Origin of the sequence: Actinoplanes sp. NPDC020271 (genome assembly GCF_044388125.1) — a bacterium.
Taxonomy (GTDB): domain Bacteria; phylum Actinomycetota; class Actinomycetes; order Mycobacteriales; family Micromonosporaceae; genus Actinoplanes.
The window spans coordinates 298,313-319,818 of record NZ_JBIRWQ010000002.1; the positions used below are offsets into that span (position 1 = coordinate 298,313).

At 70.4% G+C, this 21,506-nt stretch carries 20 protein-coding genes; 13 read left to right on the forward strand and 7 right to left on the reverse strand.

Translation table 11 applies throughout. From position 1 onward, the window contains the following. Positions 1–182 precede the first annotated feature (182 nt). Both ACH442_RS05085 and ACH442_RS05090 read right to left on the reverse strand, forming a co-directional pair. On the reverse strand, positions 183–2,717 hold the full coding sequence (locus ACH442_RS05085; RefSeq protein ID WP_396121283.1) for an ABC transporter permease: 2,535 nt from the start codon (positions 2,715–2,717) through the stop codon (positions 183–185). Next, on the reverse strand, positions 2,717–3,484 hold the full coding sequence (locus ACH442_RS05090) for an ABC transporter ATP-binding protein (RefSeq protein WP_396121284.1): 768 nt from the start codon (positions 3,482–3,484) through the stop codon (positions 2,717–2,719). The genes ACH442_RS05085 and ACH442_RS05090 overlap by 1 nt, the downstream gene beginning before the upstream one ends. A gap of 217 nt (positions 3,485–3,701) precedes the next feature. Here ACH442_RS05090 and ACH442_RS05095 point away from each other — a divergent pair, with 217 nt between their 5' ends. Both ACH442_RS05095 and ACH442_RS05100 read left to right on the forward strand, forming a co-directional pair. Next, complete coding sequence (locus ACH442_RS05095; RefSeq protein ID WP_396121285.1) at positions 3,702–4,397, forward strand: neutral zinc metallopeptidase; 696 nt, start codon at positions 3,702–3,704, stop codon at positions 4,395–4,397. 97 nt (positions 4,398–4,494) lie between these two features. Beyond that, a complete protein-coding gene (locus tag ACH442_RS05100) occupies positions 4,495–5,127 on the forward strand; it encodes an HAD family hydrolase (RefSeq protein ID WP_396121286.1) in 633 nt (210 codons plus the stop codon). A gap of 96 nt (positions 5,128–5,223) precedes the next feature. On the opposite strand, the gene ACH442_RS05105 is transcribed toward ACH442_RS05100, so the two are convergent. The 4 genes from ACH442_RS05105 to ACH442_RS05120 form a co-directional block, all read right to left on the reverse strand. Beyond that, the gene (locus tag ACH442_RS05105; protein WP_396121287.1) at positions 5,224–6,063 is read right to left on the reverse strand and encodes a DUF4097 family beta strand repeat-containing protein; all 840 of its coding nucleotides are present in this window, start codon (positions 6,061–6,063) and stop codon (positions 5,224–5,226) included. A gap of 32 nt (positions 6,064–6,095) precedes the next feature. Continuing rightward, positions 6,096–6,611 (reverse strand): hypothetical protein, encoded by a 516-nt coding sequence (locus ACH442_RS05110; RefSeq protein WP_396121288.1) that lies wholly within the window; start codon positions 6,609–6,611, stop codon positions 6,096–6,098. A gap of 324 nt (positions 6,612–6,935) precedes the next feature. Then, positions 6,936–7,556, reverse strand: coding sequence for a LuxR C-terminal-related transcriptional regulator (locus ACH442_RS05115; protein WP_396121289.1), 621 nt, complete (start codon positions 7,554–7,556; stop codon positions 6,936–6,938). Positions 7,557–8,150: 594 nt separating this feature from the next. Then, positions 8,151–9,203 (reverse strand): RecB family exonuclease, encoded by a 1,053-nt coding sequence (locus ACH442_RS05120; protein ID WP_396121290.1) that lies wholly within the window; start codon positions 9,201–9,203, stop codon positions 8,151–8,153. Positions 9,204–9,302: 99 nt separating this feature from the next. Between ACH442_RS05120 and ACH442_RS05125 the strand changes: the two genes are divergently transcribed. From ACH442_RS05125 to ACH442_RS05135, 3 genes are all read left to right on the forward strand, one after another. Continuing rightward, positions 9,303–10,454 (forward strand): site-2 protease family protein, encoded by a 1,152-nt coding sequence (locus tag ACH442_RS05125; protein ID WP_396121291.1) that lies wholly within the window; start codon positions 9,303–9,305, stop codon positions 10,452–10,454. A 27-nt stretch (positions 10,455–10,481) separates the two neighbouring features. Beyond that, the gene (locus ACH442_RS05130) at positions 10,482–11,429 is read left to right on the forward strand and encodes a tRNA (adenine-N1)-methyltransferase (protein WP_396121292.1); all 948 of its coding nucleotides are present in this window, start codon (positions 10,482–10,484) and stop codon (positions 11,427–11,429) included. A 65-nt stretch (positions 11,430–11,494) separates the two neighbouring features. Continuing rightward, a complete protein-coding gene (locus tag ACH442_RS05135) occupies positions 11,495–12,085 on the forward strand; it encodes a hypothetical protein (protein ID WP_396121293.1) in 591 nt (196 codons plus the stop codon). Between the two features lie 14 nt (positions 12,086–12,099). On the opposite strand, the gene ACH442_RS05140 is transcribed toward ACH442_RS05135, so the two are convergent. Beyond that, positions 12,100–12,387: a ferredoxin gene (locus ACH442_RS05140; RefSeq protein ID WP_396121294.1), complete on the reverse strand. Its 288-nt coding sequence runs from the start codon at positions 12,385–12,387 to the stop codon at positions 12,100–12,102. Positions 12,388–12,561: 174 nt separating this feature from the next. Between ACH442_RS05140 and arc the strand changes: the two genes are divergently transcribed. From arc to ACH442_RS05180, 8 genes are all read left to right on the forward strand, one after another. Next, on the forward strand, positions 12,562–14,343 hold the full coding sequence (gene arc / locus ACH442_RS05145) for a proteasome ATPase (protein ID WP_396121295.1): 1,782 nt from the start codon (positions 12,562–12,564) through the stop codon (positions 14,341–14,343). A 61-nt stretch (positions 14,344–14,404) separates the two neighbouring features. After that, positions 14,405–15,658 (forward strand): acyltransferase family protein, encoded by a 1,254-nt coding sequence (locus ACH442_RS05150; protein ID WP_396121296.1) that lies wholly within the window; start codon positions 14,405–14,407, stop codon positions 15,656–15,658. Positions 15,659–15,705: 47 nt separating this feature from the next. After that, complete coding sequence (gene dop / locus ACH442_RS05155) at positions 15,706–17,223, forward strand: depupylase/deamidase Dop (RefSeq protein ID WP_396121297.1); 1,518 nt, start codon at positions 15,706–15,708, stop codon at positions 17,221–17,223. Positions 17,224–17,303: 80 nt separating this feature from the next. Beyond that, positions 17,304–17,519, forward strand: a complete 216-nt coding sequence (locus ACH442_RS05160; RefSeq protein WP_396121298.1) for a ubiquitin-like protein Pup — start codon at positions 17,304–17,306, stop codon at positions 17,517–17,519. Between the two features lie 168 nt (positions 17,520–17,687). Beyond that, positions 17,688–18,530, forward strand: a complete 843-nt coding sequence (prcB, locus tag ACH442_RS05165) for a proteasome subunit beta (RefSeq protein ID WP_396121299.1) — start codon at positions 17,688–17,690, stop codon at positions 18,528–18,530. 32 nt (positions 18,531–18,562) lie between these two features. Next, positions 18,563–19,357: a proteasome subunit alpha gene (prcA, locus tag ACH442_RS05170; protein ID WP_396121300.1), complete on the forward strand. Its 795-nt coding sequence runs from the start codon at positions 18,563–18,565 to the stop codon at positions 19,355–19,357. A 339-nt stretch (positions 19,358–19,696) separates the two neighbouring features. After that, entirely contained in the window at positions 19,697–21,055 is a 1,359-nt protein-coding gene (gene pafA / locus ACH442_RS05175; RefSeq protein WP_396121301.1) for a Pup--protein ligase, read from the forward strand. A gap of 27 nt (positions 21,056–21,082) precedes the next feature. After that, the gene (locus tag ACH442_RS05180; protein WP_396121302.1) at positions 21,083–21,277 is read left to right on the forward strand and encodes a hypothetical protein; all 195 of its coding nucleotides are present in this window, start codon (positions 21,083–21,085) and stop codon (positions 21,275–21,277) included. Positions 21,278–21,506: the final 229 nt, after the last annotated feature.

Consider the following 21,506-nt stretch of genomic DNA (forward strand, 5'->3'; position numbering starts at 1 on the left):
CGTCCTTGGCGGTGGCCCGCGACCTCCGCCGGACACCGGGCCGCCCGGTGCGACCATCCGGGTGATCCCGGGGCCACGCGAGCCCGCCCCGCCCCGCGCCTCCCGCCGGCCGGGACCGCGCCGGCGGGACGGCAGTGAGCCCCGGCCGGCGCCGGCCGGGGCTCGGGTCCGCGCGGAGCGGGTCAGTCGTGGGCGATGGCGCCCAGGACGTCGAGGCGGGCGGCCCGGATGGCGGGGACCACGGCGGCGATCACGCCGACCAGGGCGGCCAGGACCAGGTAGGTGCCCATGCGGTCCCACGGCAGGACCAGTTCGGTGATGCCGTCGTTCTTCAAGGCGCGGGTCACCGCCGTGCCCATGCCGGCGCCGACCGCTACGCCGAGCAGCGCACCGAACACCGAGATCACCACCGCCTCGACCGTGATCATGCGCATGGTCTGCGCCCGGCCGAGGCCGACGGCGCGGAGCAGGCCCAGCTCACGGGTGCGTTCCAGGACGGACAGGGCCAGGGTGTTGACCACGCCCAGGATCGCGATCAGGATCGCCAGCCCGAGCAGGATCTGAATCATGGTGATGATCTGGTCGAACTGGGCCGCCTGCTGATCCACGAACGTCGCCGCGTCGGTGGCCGACACCTCCGGGCTGTCCGCCAGCAGCTGCTTGACCTGCGGCAGCACCGAGGAGACGGCGACACCGTCGTCGAGGCGCACGAAACCCATCGTCGGCTGGACGATGCCGAGGTCCTTGATCACCGAACCCGGCAGGATCAGGTTCCCGGGCAGCGACTGGGCGGGGAACACGTTCGCGATCGTGTACGTGTGCGGATCGCCGCGCGCGGTCTGGACCGTCACCGTCTGCCCGGCCGTCCAGTGCTTGTCCTCGGCCGCGTCGGCGTCGACGGCGATCTGGCCGGGAGTCAGCGTCGCCGCGGTCGTGCCGAACGCCTCGGCGAGCGTGCTCAGGTCCTGCGCCGCCGTCACGTACTGCTGCTTGCCGTCGACCGTGGCCAGATCGCTCCAGAGCCCGGCGGCGGCGCGCACCCCGCTGATCGCGGTGACCTTGTCGATCACCGCGGTGTCGAAGGTCGGCGGCCGGGACGAGTTCTGGTCCCCGCTGATCAGGATCTGGGCCTTGAGGCTCTCCTCGACCTGCGCCTTGAGGCTGCTCTTGGCCGAGTCCATGATCACGGTGACGCCGGTGACCAGCGCGATGCCGACCATCAGCGCGGCCGCGGTGATCGCCGTCCGGCGCGGGTTGCGCCCGGAGTTGAGCCGGCCCAGCCGGCCCGGCAGCGACCACGAGAAGAGCCGGCCGAGCAGACCGATCACCGGCTTGCTGATCAGCGGGGTGAGCAGGGCGACGCCGATGAACGAGACGAGCACGCCGCCGAGGATCAGCCACAGGGTCGCGCTGCCGCTCAGGTCGGCGAACAGTCCCGTGCCGAGCGCGGCGCCACCGGCCGCGAGCACCACGCCGCCGAACACGCTGAGCCTGGTCAGCGGGCGGTCCGGGATGCTGACCTCCTGCATCGCGGCGACCGGGGCGATCCGGGAGGCGCGCAGCGCGGGCAGCACCGCGGCGACCACGGTCACCAGCAGGCCGACCACGAACGCGCTGATCACCGCGGCCGGCGGGACGCCGATCGAGGCGAGCGTCAAGTCGGCGAACCTGCTGAACAGCGCGGCCAGCCCGGCGCCGGCCCCGACGCCCGCGGCCAGGCCGAGCACCGCCGCGATCAGGCCGATCATCACGGCCTCGACCAGCACCGAGCCGATCACCTGACGGCGGCTGGCCCCCATCGCCCGCAGCAGCGCCAACTCCTTGGTCCGCTGGGCCACGATGATCGAGAACGTGTTGAGGATCAGGAAGATGCCGACGAACAGTGCCACCCCGGCGAAGCCGAGCAGGATCTGGTTGAAGAACGCCAGACCTTCCTGGATGCTGTCGGCGCTCTCCTCGGCCAGCTGCTCACCGGTCCTCACCTGGTACTCCGCGCCCATCGCGGCGGCGATCCGGTCGCGCAGCTGCGCCGGGGTCACGCCGTCTGCGGCATCCACGGTCACCGAGGAGAACGCGTCGGCCCGGCCGAGCATCAGCTTCTGCGCGACCGGGGTGGTGAACGCGACCTCCTGCACGCCGCCGATGCTGTCGCGCCCGCCGGTGTAACCCCAGATGCCGACGAGCGTGAACTCCTTCTTCGGCTCCATGGTGAGCACGCCCACCTTGTCGCCGACGGTGAGACCGGCCAGTTCGGCGGTGTTGGCGTTGACCGCGATCTCGCCGGCTGCCGACGGACCACGGCCGGCGCGCATCTCCATCAGGCTGTCGGTGCCGGTCCAGTTCTCACCCAGTCGCGGCGGGCCCTGGGACGTGAGCACCTTGCCGTCGCTGCCGATCACGCGCGCGCCGTCGACGTCGATGCGGCCGGTTGCCGCCCGTACGCCGGAAATTGTCTTGATCTTCTCGACCGCCGAAGCCGGGAGCGGCGCGGCGACCTCCTCACCGTCCAACTCGGAGACCGCGACCTTGGGCTTGGCACTCACCGACACGTCGGTGGCGGCGAAGGCGTCGGCGAAGATCGAGTCGAAGGTGCGGTTGAGCGTGTCGGTGACGACGAACGAACCGGACACGAACATCACGCCCAGCACCACGGCCAGACCGGAAAGGATCAGGCGCAGCTTGCGGGCGAGCAGACTCTTCAGCGTGGCGCGCAGCATCAGAGCATCACCGGGTCGCCGTGCTTGTCGAGGCGCTTCATCGTGTCGAGCACCGTTTCCGCGGTGGGGTCGTGCAACTCGTCGACGATGCTGCCGTCGGCGAGGAAGACCACCCGGTCGGCGTAGCTCGCGGCGACCGGGTCGTGGGTGACCATGACGATCGTCTGGCCGTGCTCGCGCACCGACGAGCGCAGGAAGCCCAGCACCTCGGCGCCGGAACGGGAGTCCAGGTTGCCGGTCGGCTCGTCCGCGAAGATCACGTCCGGGCGCCCCACCAGGGCCCGGGCGCACGCGACACGCTGCTGCTGACCGCCGGAGAGCTGGCTGGGCCGGTGCGACAGGCGGTCCCGCAGGCCGACCGTGTCGATCACGACGTCCCACCACTGCGGGTCGGGCTTGCGGCCGGCGATGTCCAGCGGCAGCCGGATGTTCTCCGCGGCGCTCAGCGTCGGCAGCAGGTTGAACTGCTGGAAGATGAAGCCGATCCGGTCGCGCCGCAGCCGGGTCAGCGCCTTGTCGCCGAGCTTGCTGATCTCCGTGCCGCCGATGTGGGCCGTGCCCTTGTCGACCGTGTCCAGGCCGGCCAGGCAGTGCATGAGCGTCGACTTGCCGCTGCCGGACGGGCCCATGATCGCCGTGAACCGGCCCTGCCCGAACTCGGCGGTCACCCCGGCCAGCGCGGTCACCCGGGCCTCGCCGGTGCCGTAGACCTTCCAGATCTCGTCCGCGCGCGCCGCCACCGGGCCGCCGGCCTTCGTCGCAGTCACCGTTCGTCTCCCCCTGAAGATGGTCCGCCGGGGCAGAGTTCCCCGGCGGGCCGGCTCAGTGTTGCGGCGCAAACGGGTGGTGGCGTCAGCCCGGCGGTGTAGACGAACGCTGAGATTTCGCTGGGGGAGGCCACTTAGGGATCGTCAGGGTTGTCCCTGAGTGCTAGCGGGCATCGACGTTCTACCGTGGAACTCCCGGCCCTTCAGGAGGACCGTTATGCGCGCCCGAGTCGTCGCTTTCCTGACCGTGCTGCTGCTCGCCGGCTGCGGCCGGCTCCCGCTCCCCGAGGAGCCCGCCGACCCGCAGCCGACCGCCACCACCAGCTCGGACGAGCCCGACGGCACCGACACCCCCGAGGAGTTCGCGCGCGACATCAAGTCCGCGCAGACCGTCGCCGAGCGGTACTGGCAGGGCGTGTTCGAGCAGCAGGGGAAACGGTTCCAGCCGGTCAGCGAGGTGTTCCCGTACGAGCGGGAGGGCGAGGTGAACTGCGGGCGGGACCCGCTGCCCCGTAACAACGCGGCGTACTGCTCGGCGGGAGACTTCATCGCGTACGACGTGAACTGGGCCTTCGGGGTCTTCGGTCAGATCGGCGACGCGTTCATCTACTACCTGCTCGGCCACGAATACGCCCACGGTATCCAGGCCCGGCTCGGCATCCAGCAACAATTCACGATCCAGCAGGAGCTGCAGGCGGACTGCATGGCCGGCGCGTTCATCGGCGACTCGGCGCGCGCCCGGCAGCTCCGGCTCGACAAGGGTGACACGGACGAACTGGCCCGCGGTCTGCAGGCGGTCGGGGACGACCCCGGTCAGCCGTGGTTCGCCGAGGGCGCGCACGGCACCGCCGACCAGCGGATCAACGCGTTCGCCAACGGGTACCAGGACTCGCTGAAGGCTTGTGACCTCTGAGACAAACGGGCGGTGTTCGCGCCCGGGCACCGCAGAATAGGGGCTCGCAAAACGCTGACCCGGGGAGATTCTGCTGAGCGCGACACCACCGGCCGCGGTGCTCTTCGACATGGACGGCACGCTGGTCGACAGCGAGAAGTTGTGGGGCTCCGCGCTGGAGGACCTCGCGGTCCACGCCGGCAGCCGGCTCTCCACCGAGGCGCGACTCGCGATGGTCGGCACCAGCATGCCGGTCAGCATGGCGATCTTCCGGGAGGACATCGGCCAGCCCGGCCGTCCCTCCGCGCCCGACGTGGCGTGGCTGACCGAGCGGGTCGCCGAACTCTTCGCCGACGGGCTCGTCTGGCGTCCCGGCGCTCAGGAACTGCTGCTCGCCGTCCGCGAAGCCGGGCTGCCCACCGCCCTGGTGACCTCCACCGAGCGGCGGCTGGCCGAGGTCGCGCTGAAAACCCTCGGCGCGGAGAACTTCGACGTGCTCGTCTGCGGCGACGAGGTGGCACGGCCCAAACCCGACCCCGAGCCCTACCTGACCGCGGCCCGGCTGCTCGGGGTGCCGATCGGCGAATGCGTGGCGATCGAGGACTCGCCCAGCGGCGTGGCCAGCGCGGTTGCCGCCGGGGCGCGGGTACTCGCGGTGCCGGCCGAGGTGGAGTTGCCGTCGCACGACGGGATCCTGGTGCGGTCGTCGCTGGCCGGCATCGACCCGGCGTTCCTGGCCACGTTGCGGTAGCCGGTTCTCATTTCCCGGTACGGCGTGGGACCGCGGGCGTGACCAGCGGACGCGTCAAGGCGGACAGGTATCGGCGGGCGACAGTGAGACCGGGCATCAGGCGATCACGTCCGAACTGGTCATGTTCGTGGCGCCCCGGTCGGCGGCCGTTGCCCGATGAACGTGGATGTTGCCGCTGACCGTGCGGACCCGGACCTCCAGCCCGGCCGAGGGCGGGGCGGTGTCGCTGTGCGAGGCCAAGTCGGTGACGGTGCGCCCGCTGACCGTGTTCAGATCCAGCCAGACGCCCGTGCCGGGCGCGACGCCGACAGCGACATCACCCGACGCCGTACGCACCCGGGCCCGGCCCGTCACCAGCGAACCGACCGTGATCCGGCCGCTGGCGGTGCTCGCGTCCAGCGAACCCGCACCGGACGCGATCACCACATCCCCGCTCGCCGTGCCGACCATGACGTCACCGGTGACGTCAGCGACGTCGACCCGCCCGGAGGCGCTCTTCAGCTGAGCCGAACCGCCCACCCGGCCGGCCGACAGGTCGCCGCTGGCCGAACTGAGACGCAGATCGCCGAGCAGGTCGCTGATGCGGGCCGAGGCCGAGGCCAGCGTGAGGTGCACGTGCCGGAACAGGCCGGACGTCCGGACCTCGGCGGACGCACTGTCCCCGGCGACACTGCTGCCCTCGGGCAACCGGACCGTGATCCGCAGAGCGGGAGTCCGGCGCCAGAACCGCCGGTCCGAGGCCGGCGCGGCCACGATCAACGTGTCACCGTCGAGCGCGACCCGGGTGTTCTCGGCGGCCTGCGCGGCGGCCGGGTCGTCGCCGAGCGGAACGACCTCCACCTGGACGGACTCGTGGGGACCGGCGTGGATCTCGACGGTGCCGGCCGAGGCTCGCAGGGACAGGGTGACAGGTTCGGTGCGGTCGAACTGGTACATCACGTTGCTCCGTTCACGAGTGGAGGTGAGCATCAAGCCTGGAAATAGCCGGTGACCCGCTTGCCGGGCCAGGCCGCGCCGCCCGGGGGCGGAGGCGGAGGCGGCGGAGGACCCGGCGTGATCGGCCGGGCGCTGACCGCGGTCATGATCGCCCGGACGAGCCAGGCGTTGACCGAGATGCCCTCGGTCGCCGCCGTCTGCTCGACGTGCGACTTCAGCGCCTCCGGCATGCGCAGGGTGAGGCGGGCCTGGTCACCGCCGCCGTCGGCGAGCGGGGGCGGCGGGGCCGGCGCGGGCTCGGGCATCGTCACCTGCGTGACGACGAAAGCGGCCTCCCGGCCACGAAGGCGGACCTCCACGGTCGCGTCGTGCAGGCCGGTGGTGATCTCGGCGGCGGCGTCGGAGAGGGCCTCGAGCAGGGCCAGCCGGGCGGACGGCTCCAAGGAGTTGCTCAGCAGCTCGGCGGCCCGGGAGATCTCCGGGCCGCCCGGGGCGGCTGCGACCGCGAGATCCGATCGCAAGCCTTCGAGGTATGGCGTCAGGTCCATGCCACCATCATGACGCCATTAGTGACGTCATGCAAGGGCTAAGTGACGTCAGCTGGCTGAGCTGGGATTCTCCCTGGCGATGGTGGCCGGGGCGTCGTCCACAGTCCTGGTCTGCCCACAGGGGCGCGAGGTGATCTTCGGGGATCGCGGACAATGGCGTTCGAGGCGGTCTGCCCCCTCGGGAGGGTGGGGCCCTACCGTCAGCCGGCAGCGGTCGGCTCGGCGGAGGGCTTGCCCGAGCCGGTCGCGGTCGGCTCGGAGAAGGGCTTGCCGGAACCGGCCGCGGTCGGCTCGGACGAGGCGTCGCCGGTGGGTGTGAGCCGGTCAGATACCGGGGGTGACCAGGCCTATTTCGTAGGCGAGGACCACCGCCTGGGTGCGGTCGCGCAGCCGTAGCTTGGCGAGCATGTGGCCGACATGGGTCTTCACGGTGGTGTCGCTGACCCGGAGCGCTTCGGCGATCTCGGCGTTGGTGTGGCCGCGGGCGACGTGGATCAGCACCTCGCGTTCCCGGACCGTGAGGGCGCGCAGGTCCGCGGTGACGCCGGTGGACGGGGTCGAGGCGGCCGCCACGAAACGGGGGAGTGCGCGGGCCAGGGCCTGCGGGGTGATGACCGCACCGCCGGTGGCTACGGCGTGGATCGCGGTGACCAGCTCCTCCTGCGGGGCGTCCTTGCACAAGTAGCCGGTGGCGCCGGCACTCAGCATCTCGACGAGTTCGTCGTCGCTGTCCTGGTCGGTCAGCACCAGGATCCGGACCGGCAGGCGGGCGGCGGTGATCGCGCGGGCGACAGCGGCGCCGTCCATTCTGGGGAGGGCCGCGTCGGCGATCAGGACGTCCGGCAGGAGGCGCCGGGCCAGTTCGACGGCCTCGCCGCCGTCCCCGGTTTCCCCGGCGATGACCAGGCCGGCGCCGTCGCTCCTGGCCCCCGCACCGCCACCCACGCCGTGGCTCCCACCGTCCACGCCGCCAACACCGCGTGCCCCGCTGTCCGTGCCGCTTACGCTGCGTGCCCCGCTGTCCGTGCCGCTTACGCTGCGTGCCCCGCTGTCCGTGCCGCCGGCCGCGCTGTCGGTGCGGCTCATGCCGCGCGCGACGCCTTCTGGGCTGCTTACGCCCCGCGCGCCGCCCGCCGCGCCGGTCAGGACCGCGCGGAGGCCGGCCCGCTGCAGCGCCGAGGCGTCTGCGATCAACAACCGGACCGGCTTCATCGCACCCGCCTGTCGGGCCGGGCGCGGATCGCCAGAGGACGTGCCGGGGTGGCGCGAGCCGGTCGCCGACGTGCCCGAGCGGCGCGGGCCGGTCGGGGATGGGACCGGGTGGCGCGGGCCGGTCGGGGATGGGACCGAGCGGCGCGGGCCGGTCGGGGATGGGACCGGGTGGCGCGGGCCGGTCGGGGATGGGACCGAGCGGCGCGGGCCGGTCGGGGATGGGGTTGGGTGGCGCGGGCCGGTCGCCGACGTGCCCGAGCGGCGCGGGCCGGTCGGGGACGGGGCCGGGTGGCGCGGGGTGGGCCGGGCCGGGCCGGCGGCGGGTGGTCAGGCAACGGCGTCGTCCCGGGACGGGGTGGAGAGCCGGTCCGGCTCGGAGTCGGTGGGGGTGCCGGCCGCGGGCGCGGTCGGGAACGGCGGCGGGGTGCCGCCGAATGCGGGGCACAGGGCCTGGTGGTTGCACCAGCCGCAGAGACGGCTGGGTTTCGGGCGGAAGTCCTGGTCGCGTTTGGCGCGCTCGACGGCGTCGGAGAGGGCGATCAGGGTGCGCTCGAAACGCTCCAGCTCGCCGGCGTCGGGGCTGTAGTCGAGGACCTCGGCATCCTTCAGGTAGAGCAGGCGCAGGACGCGGGGGACGACGCCGCGGGTGCGCCACAGGACCAGGGCGTAGAACTTGAGCTGGAACAACGCGCGGCCCTCGAAGGCCTCGCGCGGGGCGCCGCCGGTCTTGTAGTCGACGACGCGCAGGTCGCCGGCGGGGGAGACGTCGAGCCGGTCGATGTAGCCCCGGATCAGCAGCTCCTCGTCGATCGTGGTGGAGATCAGGGTTTCGCGCTCGGCGGGCTCCAGCCGCTGCGGGTCCTCGACCGCGAAGTAGCCGTTGAGCAGATCGCGGGCACCACCGAGGAACGTGGCGAGCCGGGCCGCCTCGACCGCGCCCGCGGGCTCGTCGACCAGGGCGATTTGTCCGATCGCGTCGGCCTCCGCCGCCACCGCGGCCGGATCGCGGACGACGTCAGTGGCGTGTCCCACACCGGAGCTGTCGGCGGCGAAAAGAGCGGCCAGGTCGGGCTCGTTGGCGACCAGGCGCTCCCACTCCGGGGTGACCAGGGCGGCCGCGGCCTCGGGCGTGCGGGACGCGGCGGGCAGATCGAACAGACGCTCCAGCACGGCGTGCACGAGCGTGCCCCGCACCTGGTCGGCGGAGGGCTGCTCGGGCAGCTTGTCGATGGTGCGGAAGCGGAACAGCAGCGGGCAGGTCTTGAAGTCGGCGGCACGAGACGGGGACAGCGACGGCCCGGCCGGCCGGTCGCCCAGGCCGGGGCGCCCGGCGGAGGTGGCGGGGGACGCGGAGGCCTGTGGGGGAGAGAACGCCGTCATGCCAGCCAGGCTAGGGCAGGGGTACGACGAAACCGGCGCGAGACCCGGCGGCAGGATCAAGATCCACGCGGAACTGGACAGGTCCGTAGCATCGAACGGATGGAGGACAGCGCGACGCGCCGGCAGCCGGCACCGCGCGGCGGCCGGCCGGTGGGACGTGTGCTCGGCATCCCGATCCACGCCAACGGCTCGATGGTGCTGCTCGCGCTGCTGGTGACCGTCGTCTACGGCAACTATGCGAGCGCCGAGCTGGGGCTGGGGCAGCCCTGGGCGTACCTGATCGGGCTGGGTTTCGTGGTCTGTCTTCTCGGTTCGGTGCTGCTGCACGAGCTGGGGCACGCGGTGATCGCCCGCCGCAACGGGATCGGCGTGCGCCGGATCACGCTGGAGCTGCTCAGCGGGTGGACGGAGATGGAGCGCGACGCGCCGACGCCCCGGGTCGACGCGGCCGTCTCATTGGCCGGGCCGCTGGTGTCGCTGCTGCTCGGCGGGGTGGCGACCGGTGCGGCGCTGCTGCTGGCCGAGGACACCGTGCCCGGGCAGATCGCGTTCCAGCTGGCGGTCAGCAACGTACTGGTGGCCGTCTTCAACGTGCTGCCGGGTCTGCCGCTGGACGGCGGGCGGGCCCTGCGGGCGGCGATGTGGGCGCTGCTCAAGGACCGGAACCGGGCGACGGTGGTGGCCGGTTGGGCGGGGCGGGTGCTGGCGTTCGGGACGGCGCTCGCGGTGCTCACGGCGTACCAACTCGGGCTTTTGACCTTGTTCGGCATGGTTTTTGTGCTGCTGGTCACGCTGACCCTGTGGCACGGGGCCGGGCAGTCGATCCGGCTGGGGCGGATGACCGGGCGGTTCCCGCTGATCAATCTGGGGCAGCTGGCGCGTCCGTTGCTGCAGGTGCCGGCCGGCACACCGCTGGGTGAGGCGCAGCGCCGCCGCGCCGAGGATCCCCGGCCGGACGTGATGCTCGGGGTCGCCGACTCGGGGGGTACCCTCACCGCTCTGGTCGATCCGGTTGCCGCCGAGCGGGTGCCGGTCGACCGGCGGCCCTGGGTGAGCGTGGAGAGTGTGTCCCGCTCCCGGGACGCGCTGACCAGCCTGCCGGTGGGTCTCACCGGTGAGCAGGTGGTGCGTGCGCTGCAGGCCCACCCGGGTGCGCAGTACCTGGTGACGGCAGGCGAGGATGTCGTTGGCGTCCTGCGGGTCGCCGACGTCGCGGCGGTCCTGGAGCCGCGGCGCGCGCAACGCACCTGACGTAGACCTGAAGTGAGAGAAGAGTTAGTGACCACGACCCCGGCCCCCGCTGTCGAAGAGCTCGTCCCGGCCCACCGCGGCCCGTTCCGGGTGGGTGACCGCGTCCAGCTCACCGACCCCAAGGGCCGGATGCACACGATCGTGCTGGAGCCCGGCAAGGCGTTCCACACCCACCGCGGCGCGCTGGAGCACGACGCGCTCATCGGCCTGCCGGACGGCAGCGTGATCACCGCGACCAGCGGCACGCAGTACCTGGCGCTGCGCCCGCTGCTCAGCGACTACGTGCTCTCCATGCCGCGCGGTGCGCAGGTCATCTACCCGAAGGACGCGGCGCAGATCGTCGCGATGGGTGACGTCTTCCCCGGCGCGAAGGTGCTGGAGGCCGGGGCCGGGTCGGGTGCGCTGACCTGCTCGCTGCTGCGCGCGGTGGGCGAGACCGGCGAGGTGCACAGCTACGAGCTGCGGCCGGACTTCGCGGCGATCGCCCGTAAGAACGTCGAGGCGTTCTTCGGCGGGCCGCACCCGGCGTGGCACCTGCACTCCGGTGACGTGGCCGACAACGGCATCGAGGGTTTCGACCGGATCGTGCTCGACATGCTGACCCCGTGGGAAGCGCTCGACATGGTGGAGAAGTCGCTGATCCCCGGTGGTGTCTTCATCGGGTACGTGGCCACCACGCCCCAGCTGTCCGAGCTGGTCGAGGCGCTGCGCGAGCGCGGCGGCTGGACCGAGCCGCGCGCCTGGGAGTCGCTGATCCGCGACTGGCACGCCGAGGGCCTGGCGGTGCGCCCGGATCACCGGATGATCGCCCACACGGCGTTCCTGGTGTCCTCGCGCAAGCTCGCGCCCGGGGTCACCGCGCCGGCGCGCCGGCGCAAACCGAGCAAGGGCGCCGAGGCGTACGCGTTGAAGCGCGCCGCCCAGGCCGCGCTGGCCGCCGAACGTGAGGATCAGGAGGACACCTCCGGGGAGTGACCGGACCCGTGCGGTCCGGTAGTTTTCCTGAAGGCATCGATGGGAGGACCAAAGGAGTGGGCGCGATGAGTTCTCCACCGTTCGGCGGCAGCAACGAGATGCCGGCGGTGTTCCCGGACTGGTCGCCCTATCCGGACCTGGACTCCGCGGCCCGGGCCTACCTGCGCGACCCCGAGGTGGCCCTGGAGGCGCTCTTCGGGGTGCTGCGCGGCGCGTCGGTGCTGTGCTTCACGCTGGAGCGCTTCGTCAACGAGGTGAACGGGGTGTGGCAGGAGGTCGTCGTCTGCGACGGCAGCCGGCTGGTGCTCTGGCACGGGGAGGACGTGGCGCCCGGTGACGGTCCGGTCGGCTCGATGACCTCGTCGCTGCGGGTGGTGCCGCTCTCCACGATCACCGAGGTGGGCTGCCGGCGGCGCCTCACCCGCACCACGACCGGGCAGGCGCGCGTCGACAGCATCGACGTCTACCTGCTGCTGAGCTCGGTGGACGACGCGGTGCCGCCGCCCGGCCTGGCCGAGGAGGAGGGGCGGGCGTCGATGCGGCACGACGCGCTGCGCTTCGGCAAGACGCTGGACGACGGCGGGCCGGGCCAGATCGCCCGCCTGGAGGAGTTCTCCCGGGTGGTCGCGTCGCTGGTGGGCCGCCCGACCCTGTAAAGGTCTCCGGCCGGTCAGGCGGCGTCCGGGCCGGCCACTTCCACGTCGTCGCGCGTGCGGACGACGTGGATGCAGTCGCCCGGGCACTCCTTGGCCGAGTCGATGACTTCCAGGAGCAAATTTTTCGGTACGTGGGTACGTACGCCCGGATTTTGCAGCAACTCGCCCGAATTGTCCTTGACGTACGCCAGGCCGTCGACGTCCAGCTCGAAGACCTCCGGCGCGTATTGGACACAGAGTCCGTCACCGGTGCACAAGTCCTGATCGATCCAGACCTGCAGCTCATCAGTGTCCGACGACACCCCAACCTCCCACAACTGGTTGCGGCCGACGGTACCCGAACCCTGTCCGAGCGGCTCATGGGTGGTCGCACCAATCGATCAAGAGTCGGTGACGAGGGTGTTGCATGGGATGAAATCCGCTCCGCAGCAGCTAATGTTGAGCCAGGACGTTCAAGCCCCCCGGGGAGGTGGGACGTGGCACGTAGCGACGAAGCGGACTCCCGCGCCGCACGATGGGAGAAAGAGGCCAACGATCTCTCCAGCCAGGTCGCGTTCCTGCAAGAGGAACTCGCACTGGTTCGGCGGAAGTTGACCGAGAGCCCCCGACACGTCCGGCAGCTCGAGGAACGGCTTGCGGCAACGCAGGCGCAGCTCTCCCGAGTGACCGAGAACAACGAACGGCTCGTGGCGACCCTGAAGGAAGCCCGCGCCCAGATCGTCACTCTCAAGGAAGAGATTGACCGCCTTGCCCAGCCGCCCAGCGGCTACGGCGTTTTCCTGGCAGCCCACGAGGACGGCACGGTGGACGTGTTCACCGGCGGCCGTAAGTTGCGGGTGGCGGTCTCGCCGTCGCTCGCGGCGGACGAGCTCCAGCGGGGCCAGGAGGTCCTGCTGAACGACGCGCTCAACGTCGTCGACGCGTTCGGGTTCGAGCGCACCGGCGAGGTTGTCCTGCTCAAGGAGGTCCTGGACAACCCGTCCGGTGGCCCCCGCGACCGGGCCCTGGTGGTGTCCCACGCCGACGAGGAGCGCATCGTGTTCCTCGCCGACTCGCTGGAGATCACGAAGCTGCGCGCCGGTGACTCGCTCATGATCGAGCCCCGCTCGGCGTATGCGTACGAGCGGATCCCGAAGAGCGAGGTCGAGGAACTCGTCCTCGAGGAGGTCCCCGACGTCGACTACACCGACATCGGCGGCCTGCACTCGCAGATCGAGCAGATCCGCGACGCGGTGGAGCTGCCGTTCCTGCACGCCGACCTGTTCCGGGAGCACCAGCTGCGCCCGCCGAAGGGCATCCTGCTCTACGGCCCGCCCGGCTGTGGCAAGACCCTGATCGCCAAGGCGGTGGCCAACTCGCTGGCCAAGAAGATCGCCGAGCGCCGGGGCGAGGAGAAGCACACCAGCTACTTCCTCAACATCAAGGGCCCGGAGCTGCTCAACAAGTACGTGGGTGAGACCGAGCGGCACATCCGCCTGGTCTTCCAGCGGGCCCGGGAGAAGGCCGGCGAGGGCACCCCGGTGATCGTGTTCTTCGACGAGATGGACTCGATCTTCCGGACTCGTGGCTCCGGCGTCTCCTCCGACGTGGAGAACACGATCGTTCCCCAGCTCCTCAGCGAGATCGACGGCGTCGAGGGCCTGGAGAACGTGATCGTCATCGGCGCGTCGAACCGGGAAGACATGATCGACCCGGCGATCCTGCGCCCCGGCCGTCTCGACGTGAAGATCAAGATCGAGCGTCCGGACGCCGAGGCGGCGAAGGACATCTTCGCCAAGTACATCCTCTCCGACCTGCCGCTCTCCGAGGACGACCTCGGCGAGCACGGCGGGAACCGGGACGCCACGGTCGCCGCGATGATCGAGGCGGTCGTCCTGCGGATGTACACGGAGTCCGAGGAGAACCGCTTCCTCGAGGTCACCTACGCCAACGGTGACAAGGAAGTCCTGTACTTCAAGGACTTCAACTCCGGCGCGATGATCCAGAACATCGTCGACCGCGGCAAGAAGATGGCGATCAAGGAGTTCCTCACCTCCGGGACCAAGGGCCTGCGACTCCAGCACCTGCTGGACAGCTGCGTCGACGAGTTCCGCGAGAACGAGGACCTGCCCAACACCACCAACCCGGACGACTGGGCCCGGATCTCCGGCAAGAAGGGCGAGCGGATCGTCTACATCCGCACGCTCGTCTCCGGCGGCAAGGGCACGGAAGCGGGCCGGTCCATCGAGACCGCGTCCAACACCGGTCAGTACCTGTAAGGCGATGTAGAGGCGAGGGTGGCGGGGTTTCCCCGTCACCCTCGCGCTCGTTGCGCCCTGTGTGACCCGATCCCGCCTGGCCTGGCTCGACGCGCTCCGCGGGTTCGCCGCCGCGGTGGTCGCCCTGTTCCACCTCATGCCGACCGTGCTCGGCACCGAACGGCACCTGGCGATCTACCGGCACTTCGACTTCGGCCGGTACGGCGTGCTGCTCTTCTTCCTGGTCAGCGGTTACGTCATCCCGATGTCGCTGGAACGGCACGGCTCGCTGCGCCGCTTCTGGGTCGGCCGGGTCTTCCGGATCTACCCGGCGTACCTGCTCGCCACGGCGACCGGGCTGCTGCTGGTCGCGGCCGGCTGGCAGCGAGGGCCTGCGGGCGACCCGGTAACGGTGGTGCTGGGCCACGTCACGATGCTGCAGGACCTGCTCGGACTCAGTGGTGTGGTGCGTCCGTTCTGGACGCTCACCTACGAGATGACGTTCTACCTGATCGTCGCGGGACTGTTCGCGTGGCGGCGGCATCGGGACAGCGCGTGGTGGGCGGGCGGGCTGGCGCTCATGGCGCTGCTGGCCGGCCGTCATCTGCCGGACGCCCTGCTCGGCGGTTCCCGGACGGTGGCGCTGGTGCTGACGGGGGTCGTGGTGGGCGGCTTCACGGCGTACGCCATCGGCAGCCGGATCTTGATCTTCGGGTTTGCCCTGATCGGAATCGGCACGGTGCTGCTGCCGATGCTCAACGGCCAGGCCGGGCGGTACGCGATGCCGGGCAGTTCGAGTTGCGCGGTGCTGCTGCTCGCGGCGATGTTCGCCGGCACGGTCGTGTACCGCGTCCAGCACCACCAGATCGGTCGCGGCCGCGCGTTCGCCGCGCTCACCCTGGTCCTGATCGGCACCGGGCTGAACCAGTGGCTGCTCGACGGCACCCGGCTGCTGCGCGACTCCAGCGTCGCCGTGGCGGTCGCCGGCACGTTCGCGGTGGCGTTCCTGATGCGACGGCGGGCCGTCCCGGGCCTTCTGACCGGGCTCGGCGCGATCAGTTTCTCGGTGTACCTCTTGCACATTCCGGTGTTGCTCGTCGCCGCGCACGTGCTGCGCGGGCATCCCGCGGCGGTCGGCGTGGCGTTCGTGACGGGCACCCTCGTGGCCGCCTGGGTCAGCTTTCACCTGGTGGAACGGCCCGGCCAGCGACTCGGCCGCCGGGTGACGGGTCTGCTGGATGACCGATTCGGCCCGGACACCGCGGTGATCATTCCCACCACGGAAGGTGGCACGCCGGGTACGGGGAGCTTCGGAAAGCAACGTGAGAGCGTCTAGGCTCGATGCATGAGCAGGCTCGGCTTCGTGGCGGACAGGGTGGTCGCATGAGCGTTCGACGGATTATGGGCACCGAGGTGGAGTACGGAATCTCGGTCCCCGGCCAGCCCGGCGCCAATCCGATGGTCACGTCGTCCCAGGTGGTCAACGCCTACGGCGCCCGTCCGGAACTCAACCGCAACGGCCGCGCCCGCTGGGACTACGAGGAGGAGTCCCCGCTGCGCGACGCCCGCGGCTTCACCTACTCCGGTGCCGCCTACGACCCGGCCGAGGCCCTCGCCGACGAGGACCTGGGCCTGGCCAACGTGATACTGACCAACGGCGCCCGCCTCTACGTCGACCACGCCCACCCGGAGTACAGCACGCCCGAGTGCACCAACCCGCTCGACGTGGTCAAGTGGGACAAGGCCGGCGAGCGTGTGATGGCCGAGGCGTCCCGGCGGGCCGCCTCCATCCCGGGCACGCACCGCATCCAGCTCTACAAGAACAACACCGACAACAAGGGCGCGTCGTACGGGTCGCACGAGAACTACCTGATGCGCCGGCAGACCGCGTTCGCGGACATCGTCGCGCACCTCACCCCGTTCTTCGTCACCCGGCAGATCTTCACCGGGGTCGGCCGGGTCGGCCTGGGGCAGGACGGGTCCGGCTCCGGCTTCCAGATCTCCTCACGCGCCGACTTCTTCGAGGTCGAGGTCGGGCTGGAGACCACACTCAAGCGGCCGATCATCAACACTCGCGACGAGCCGCACGCCGACGCCGACAAGTACCGTCGCCTGCACGTGATCATCGGCGACGCGAACCTGTCGGAGATCGCGTCGTACCTGAAGATGGGCACCACCGCCCTGGTGCTCAACATGATCGAGGAGAAGGTGTTCACCGGCGAGCTCGGCATCGCCGACCCGGTGAGTGAGCTGAAGTCGGTCAGCCACGACCCCGGCCTCACCCACCTGATGCGGCTGCGCGACGGGCGCCGGCTCACCGCGCTCGACCTGCAGTGGGCCTACTTCGAGCGGGCCAAGGCGTTCGTCGACGAGCGGTACGGCGCCGACGCCGACGAGCAGACCGTCGACGTGCTCGACCGCTGGGAGGACGTGCTGGACAAGCTCGGGCGCGACCCGATGCTCTGCTCCGACACCCTCGACTGGGTGGCCAAGCTGCGCCTGCTGGAGGGTTACCGCGAGCGGGAGAACCTGAACTGGTCCTCGCCCAAGCTCCAGCTCGTCGACCTGCAGTATGCCGACGTCCGCCCGGAGAAGGGCCTCTACCACCGCCTGGTCGCGCGCGGGTCGATGAAGACCATCCTCGAGCCCGACGAGACCCGGCGCGCGATGTACGAGCCGCCGGACGACACCCGGGCCTACTTCCGCGGCCGGTGCCTCGCGCAGTATGCCTCCGAAGTGGTCGCCGCCAGCTGGGACTCGGTGATCTTCGATGTCGGGCGCGAGTCGCTCGTCCGGGTGCCGATGATGGAGCCCGAGCGTGGCACGAAGAAGCACGTCGGCGCATTGTTCGACACCTGTGAGAGTGCGAAGGATCTGCTCGAGGTGATCACCAGCCGGTGATGTGTTTTGTCACAGGCGCGAGGTAGGTTTTTCGTACCCGATGTTGCTGAGACTTCGGGTGGCTCAGAAGGGGGACTTCCATGGCAACCCGAGACACAGGTGGTCAGTCGCAGAGCGGTAAGAGCTCCAGCGACCAGGAGATCGAGGACGTCACCGTCGAGGCCAACCCGGAGGTAGCCGAGCGGCACGCGGAGATCACCGAGGACGTCGACGACCTGCTGGACGAGATCGACTCCGTCCTCGAGGAGAACGCCGAAGAATTCGTCCGCGGCTACGTGCAAAAAGGCGGCGAATAGTCGTAAATGTCCGATCAGCCGGGCGCCCGATGGGGCGCCCGGCTGTCGTAGACGGCCGCGACACGAAAATGAGAGATCATCGCACTGGATGGGTGTGCGGGATATGGTGCTTCAACCGCAGCGGCGGCCCTTCCGCGCCGGTGCGATCACGTATCTGAAAGGAACCACGTGGCGACGGGCTTTGATCCATCCGGGCGACTTCCGGATTTCTTTCTCAACACGGGGACGTCCTCCTTCACGCAGTTCCTGAGCGCGGCGCACCCCGAACTCCTCCCCGGGCGGCGGCCGCTGCCCCCCGGCCTGAACGCGGGCGACGTCGCGCCGCACGGGACCACGATCGTCGCGATCGCGACGGCCGAGGGTGTCGTGATGGCCGGTGACCGCCGGGCGACCATGGGCAACCTGATCGCCAGCCGGGACATCAAGAAGGTTCACCCCGCGGATGCCTACTCCCTCATCGGCATCGCCGGCACGGCCGGCATCGGCATCGAGCTGATCCGGCTGTTCCAGGTGGAGCTGGAGCACTACGAGAAGACCGAGGGCGCCATGCTCTCGCTCGACGGCAAGGCGAACCGGCTGGCCGCGATGGTCCGCGGCAACCTGGGCGCGGCGATGCAGGGGCTGGCCGTGGTCCCGCTCTTCGCCGGCTTCGACCTGGCGCCGGCCGAGGGTGTGCACGCCGGGCGGATCTTCAGCTTCGACGTGGCCGGCGGTCTCTACGAGGAGACCGGCTACGAGGCGATCGGCTCCGGCTCGCTGTTCGCCAAGTCCGCGCTCAAGAAGAAGTACCGGACGGGCGTCAGCACCGAGGACGCGATCCGGCTCGCCGTCGAGGCGCTCTACGACGCCGCCGACGACGACACCGCGACCGGCGGCCCCGACCTCACCCGCAAGATCTTCCCGGTGGTGATGACCGCGACCGCGAACGGTACGCATCGGCTCAGCGACGAGGACATCACCGCGGTGGCCGAGCAGGTCGTCACCGGACGCATGGAGAACCCGGGCGGTTGATCCGCTACACGCGAGAGAGGAAGTAGCCACCCGTGGCCATGCAGTTCTACGCATCGCCCGAGCAGGTCCAGCGTGACCGCTCGGAGTACGCCCGCAAGGGCATCGCCCGCGGCCGCTCGGCCGTGGTCCTGTCGTACGAAGGCGGCATCCTGCTCGTCGCCGAGAACATCACCACCCTGCGCAAGATCAGCGAGATCTACGACCGGATCGCGTTCGCCGCCGTCGGGCGGTACAACGAGTTCGAGAGCCTGCGGCGGGCCGGGGTGCGGATGGCGGACACCATCGGCCTCACCTACGACCGGCGCGACGTGACCGGGCGGGCGCTGGCCAACGCGTACACGCAGACGCTCGGTGCGATCTTCTCGGAGACCCAGAAGCCGTACGAGGTGGAGATCTGCATCGCGCAGGTCGGCGCCACCCCGGAGGCCGACGAGCTGTACCGCATCATGTACGACGGCTCGGCGCTCGACGAGCCCGGATTCATGGCCATGGGCGGCCAGGCCGAGGCGATCGCCAGCGTGCTGCGTGAGCGGCACGACGTGAACGCCGACCTGCCGACCGCGCTCGCCCTGGCCGCCGAGGCCCTCGGCAGCGTCGGCGGGGAGAACGGGCAGACCCGCACCCTCGCGGCCAAGCAGCTCGAGGTTGCGGTGCTGGACCGTAAGCGCACCGGCCGGACGTTCCGGCGGATCGCGGACGCGACGCTGACCAGCCTGCTCGGGCATCAGTCGGTGGCGGACGCGGACCTCGGGGAGACCGATGCCGCACCGCCGGCGCCGGCCGACGCCAAGCCGACCGAGTCGGCCGCCTCGGAGGACACCGAGTAACGGCGGGTTTCTGCACGGAACGGGCACGGCTGTCGAAGCCGTGCCCGTTCCGCGTCTCCGCCGTTCTGCGCGATCTCCGCCGTGGTCCGTGCCGCCGGGGCGGCGCGTCCGTCCGGCTGGTGCTGAGGGGTGTTTCCGGGCGCGTTCGACAGCCCCGAGTGCCGGCCGTGAGGTGTCGACCGGCGCTGAGCGCGGTTTCCCGGCGGGTTGGATCACCGTGAGCGCCGGCCGATCGCGTAGCTGGTCGTGACGCGGTAAGCACCGCAAGCGATGGCGAGCCTGATTCTTAGAGCCCCGTGGTGGCTGCCAATGCGCCCCGGATGAGGCTAGTGTTTCGTCATGGAACGGCGAATTTTCGGCCTCGAGACCGAGTACGGAGTCACGTGCACCTATCGGGGACAGCGGCGGCTGTCGCCGGACGAGGTGGCCCGCTACCTGTTCCGCCGAGTGGTGTCGTGGGGACGCAGCAGCAACGTCTTTCTTCGTAACGGCGCCCGGCTCTACCTCGACGTCGGTTCCCACCCGGAGTACGCGACGCCCGAATGCGACTCCGTCACCGACCTGGTCGCTCATGACCGCGCCGGTGAGCGGATCCTCGAGGGCCTGCTCGTCGACGCGGAGAAGCGTCTGCACGACGAAGGCATCGCGGGCGAGATCTACCTGTTCAAGAACAACACCGACTCCGCCGGCAACTCGTACGGCTGCCACGAGAACTATCTGGTCAGTCGCCACGGTGAGTTCGGCCGCCTGGCCGATGTGCTCATTCCGTTCCTGGTGACCCGGCAACTTATCTGCGGCGCCGGCAAGGTGCTGCAGACACCGCGCGGCGCCGTCTTCTGCCTCTCGCAGCGCGCCGAGCACATCTGGGAGGGTGTCTCCAGCGCCACCACGCGCTCCCGCCCGATCATCAACACCCGTGACGAGCCGCACGCGGACGCCGAGCGGTACCGGCGCCTGCACGTGATCGTCGGCGACTCGAACATGAACGAGGTCACCACCCTGCTGAAGGTCGGCAGTGCGGACATCGTGCTGCGCATGATCGAGGCCGGCGTGGTGATGCGCGACCTCTCGCTGGAGAACCCGATCCGCGCGATCCGCGAGGTCAGCCACGACATCACCGGCCGCCGCAAGATCCGCCTGGCCAACAACAAGGAGGTCTCCGCGCTGGAGATCCAGCAGGAGTACCTGGCGAAGGCCACCGAGTTCGTCGAGCGCCGCGGCGGCGACCCGGTCGCCAAGCGCGTCGTCGAGCTGTGGGGCCGGGTCCTCAACGCGATCGAGAGCGAGAACCTCGACCCGGTCTCGCGTGAGATCGACTGGGTCTCGAAGTACAAGCTGATCGAGCGTTACCAGGCGAAACACGAGATCCCGATGTCGCACCCGCGGGTCGCCCAGCTGGATTTGGCGTACCACGACGTGCGCCGCGGCCGCGGCCTCTACGCGCTGATGGAGAAGCGTAACCAGGTCGACCGGATCGCCAACGACCTGCAGATCTTCGAGGCCAAGGAAACCCCGCCGCAGACCACCCGGGCCCGCCTGCGCGGCGAGTTCATCAAGCACGCCCAGGAGAAGCGGCGCGACTTCACCGTCGACTGGGTCCACCTCAAGCTCAACGACCAGGCGCAGCGCACGGTCCTCTGCAAGGACCCGTTCCGCGCCTACGACGAGCGGGTGGAGAGGCTCATCGCAAGCATGTGACGCCGTCGGGAGTAGGCTGGCCGGGCTATGACGACCCACCCCGGCCAGCAGCCCGATCCCGAAGAGATCCGCAAGCTCAACCGCTACGACCGGCGCCGCGAGCGGATCCGCCAGCAGGTCCAACAGGCGCGCCACGGCCGCCACATCGTCCCGACCTGGCTGATGGCGGCGATTCTCGGCCTGTTCCTGGCCGGTTGGCTGTACCTGATCATCACCAAGTAGAAGACCCAGAAGATCAACTTCAAGATCTTCTTGTCCTACGTCCGCGGTGGTCCTTCTCCGCCGCTCCCGCGGGGACCCTTCCGGTCTGTGCAGGGCCGTGGCCGGCCCTGAACGCAAAGCCCGGAAGGGCGACGTCCGTGGCGGGGCACGGTCAACCCCGAACCCACCTCCGTGCCCGCCCGACCGGGGCGGCTCCCACGAGTGCGTCGCAGGGCATGGCACCTCGGAC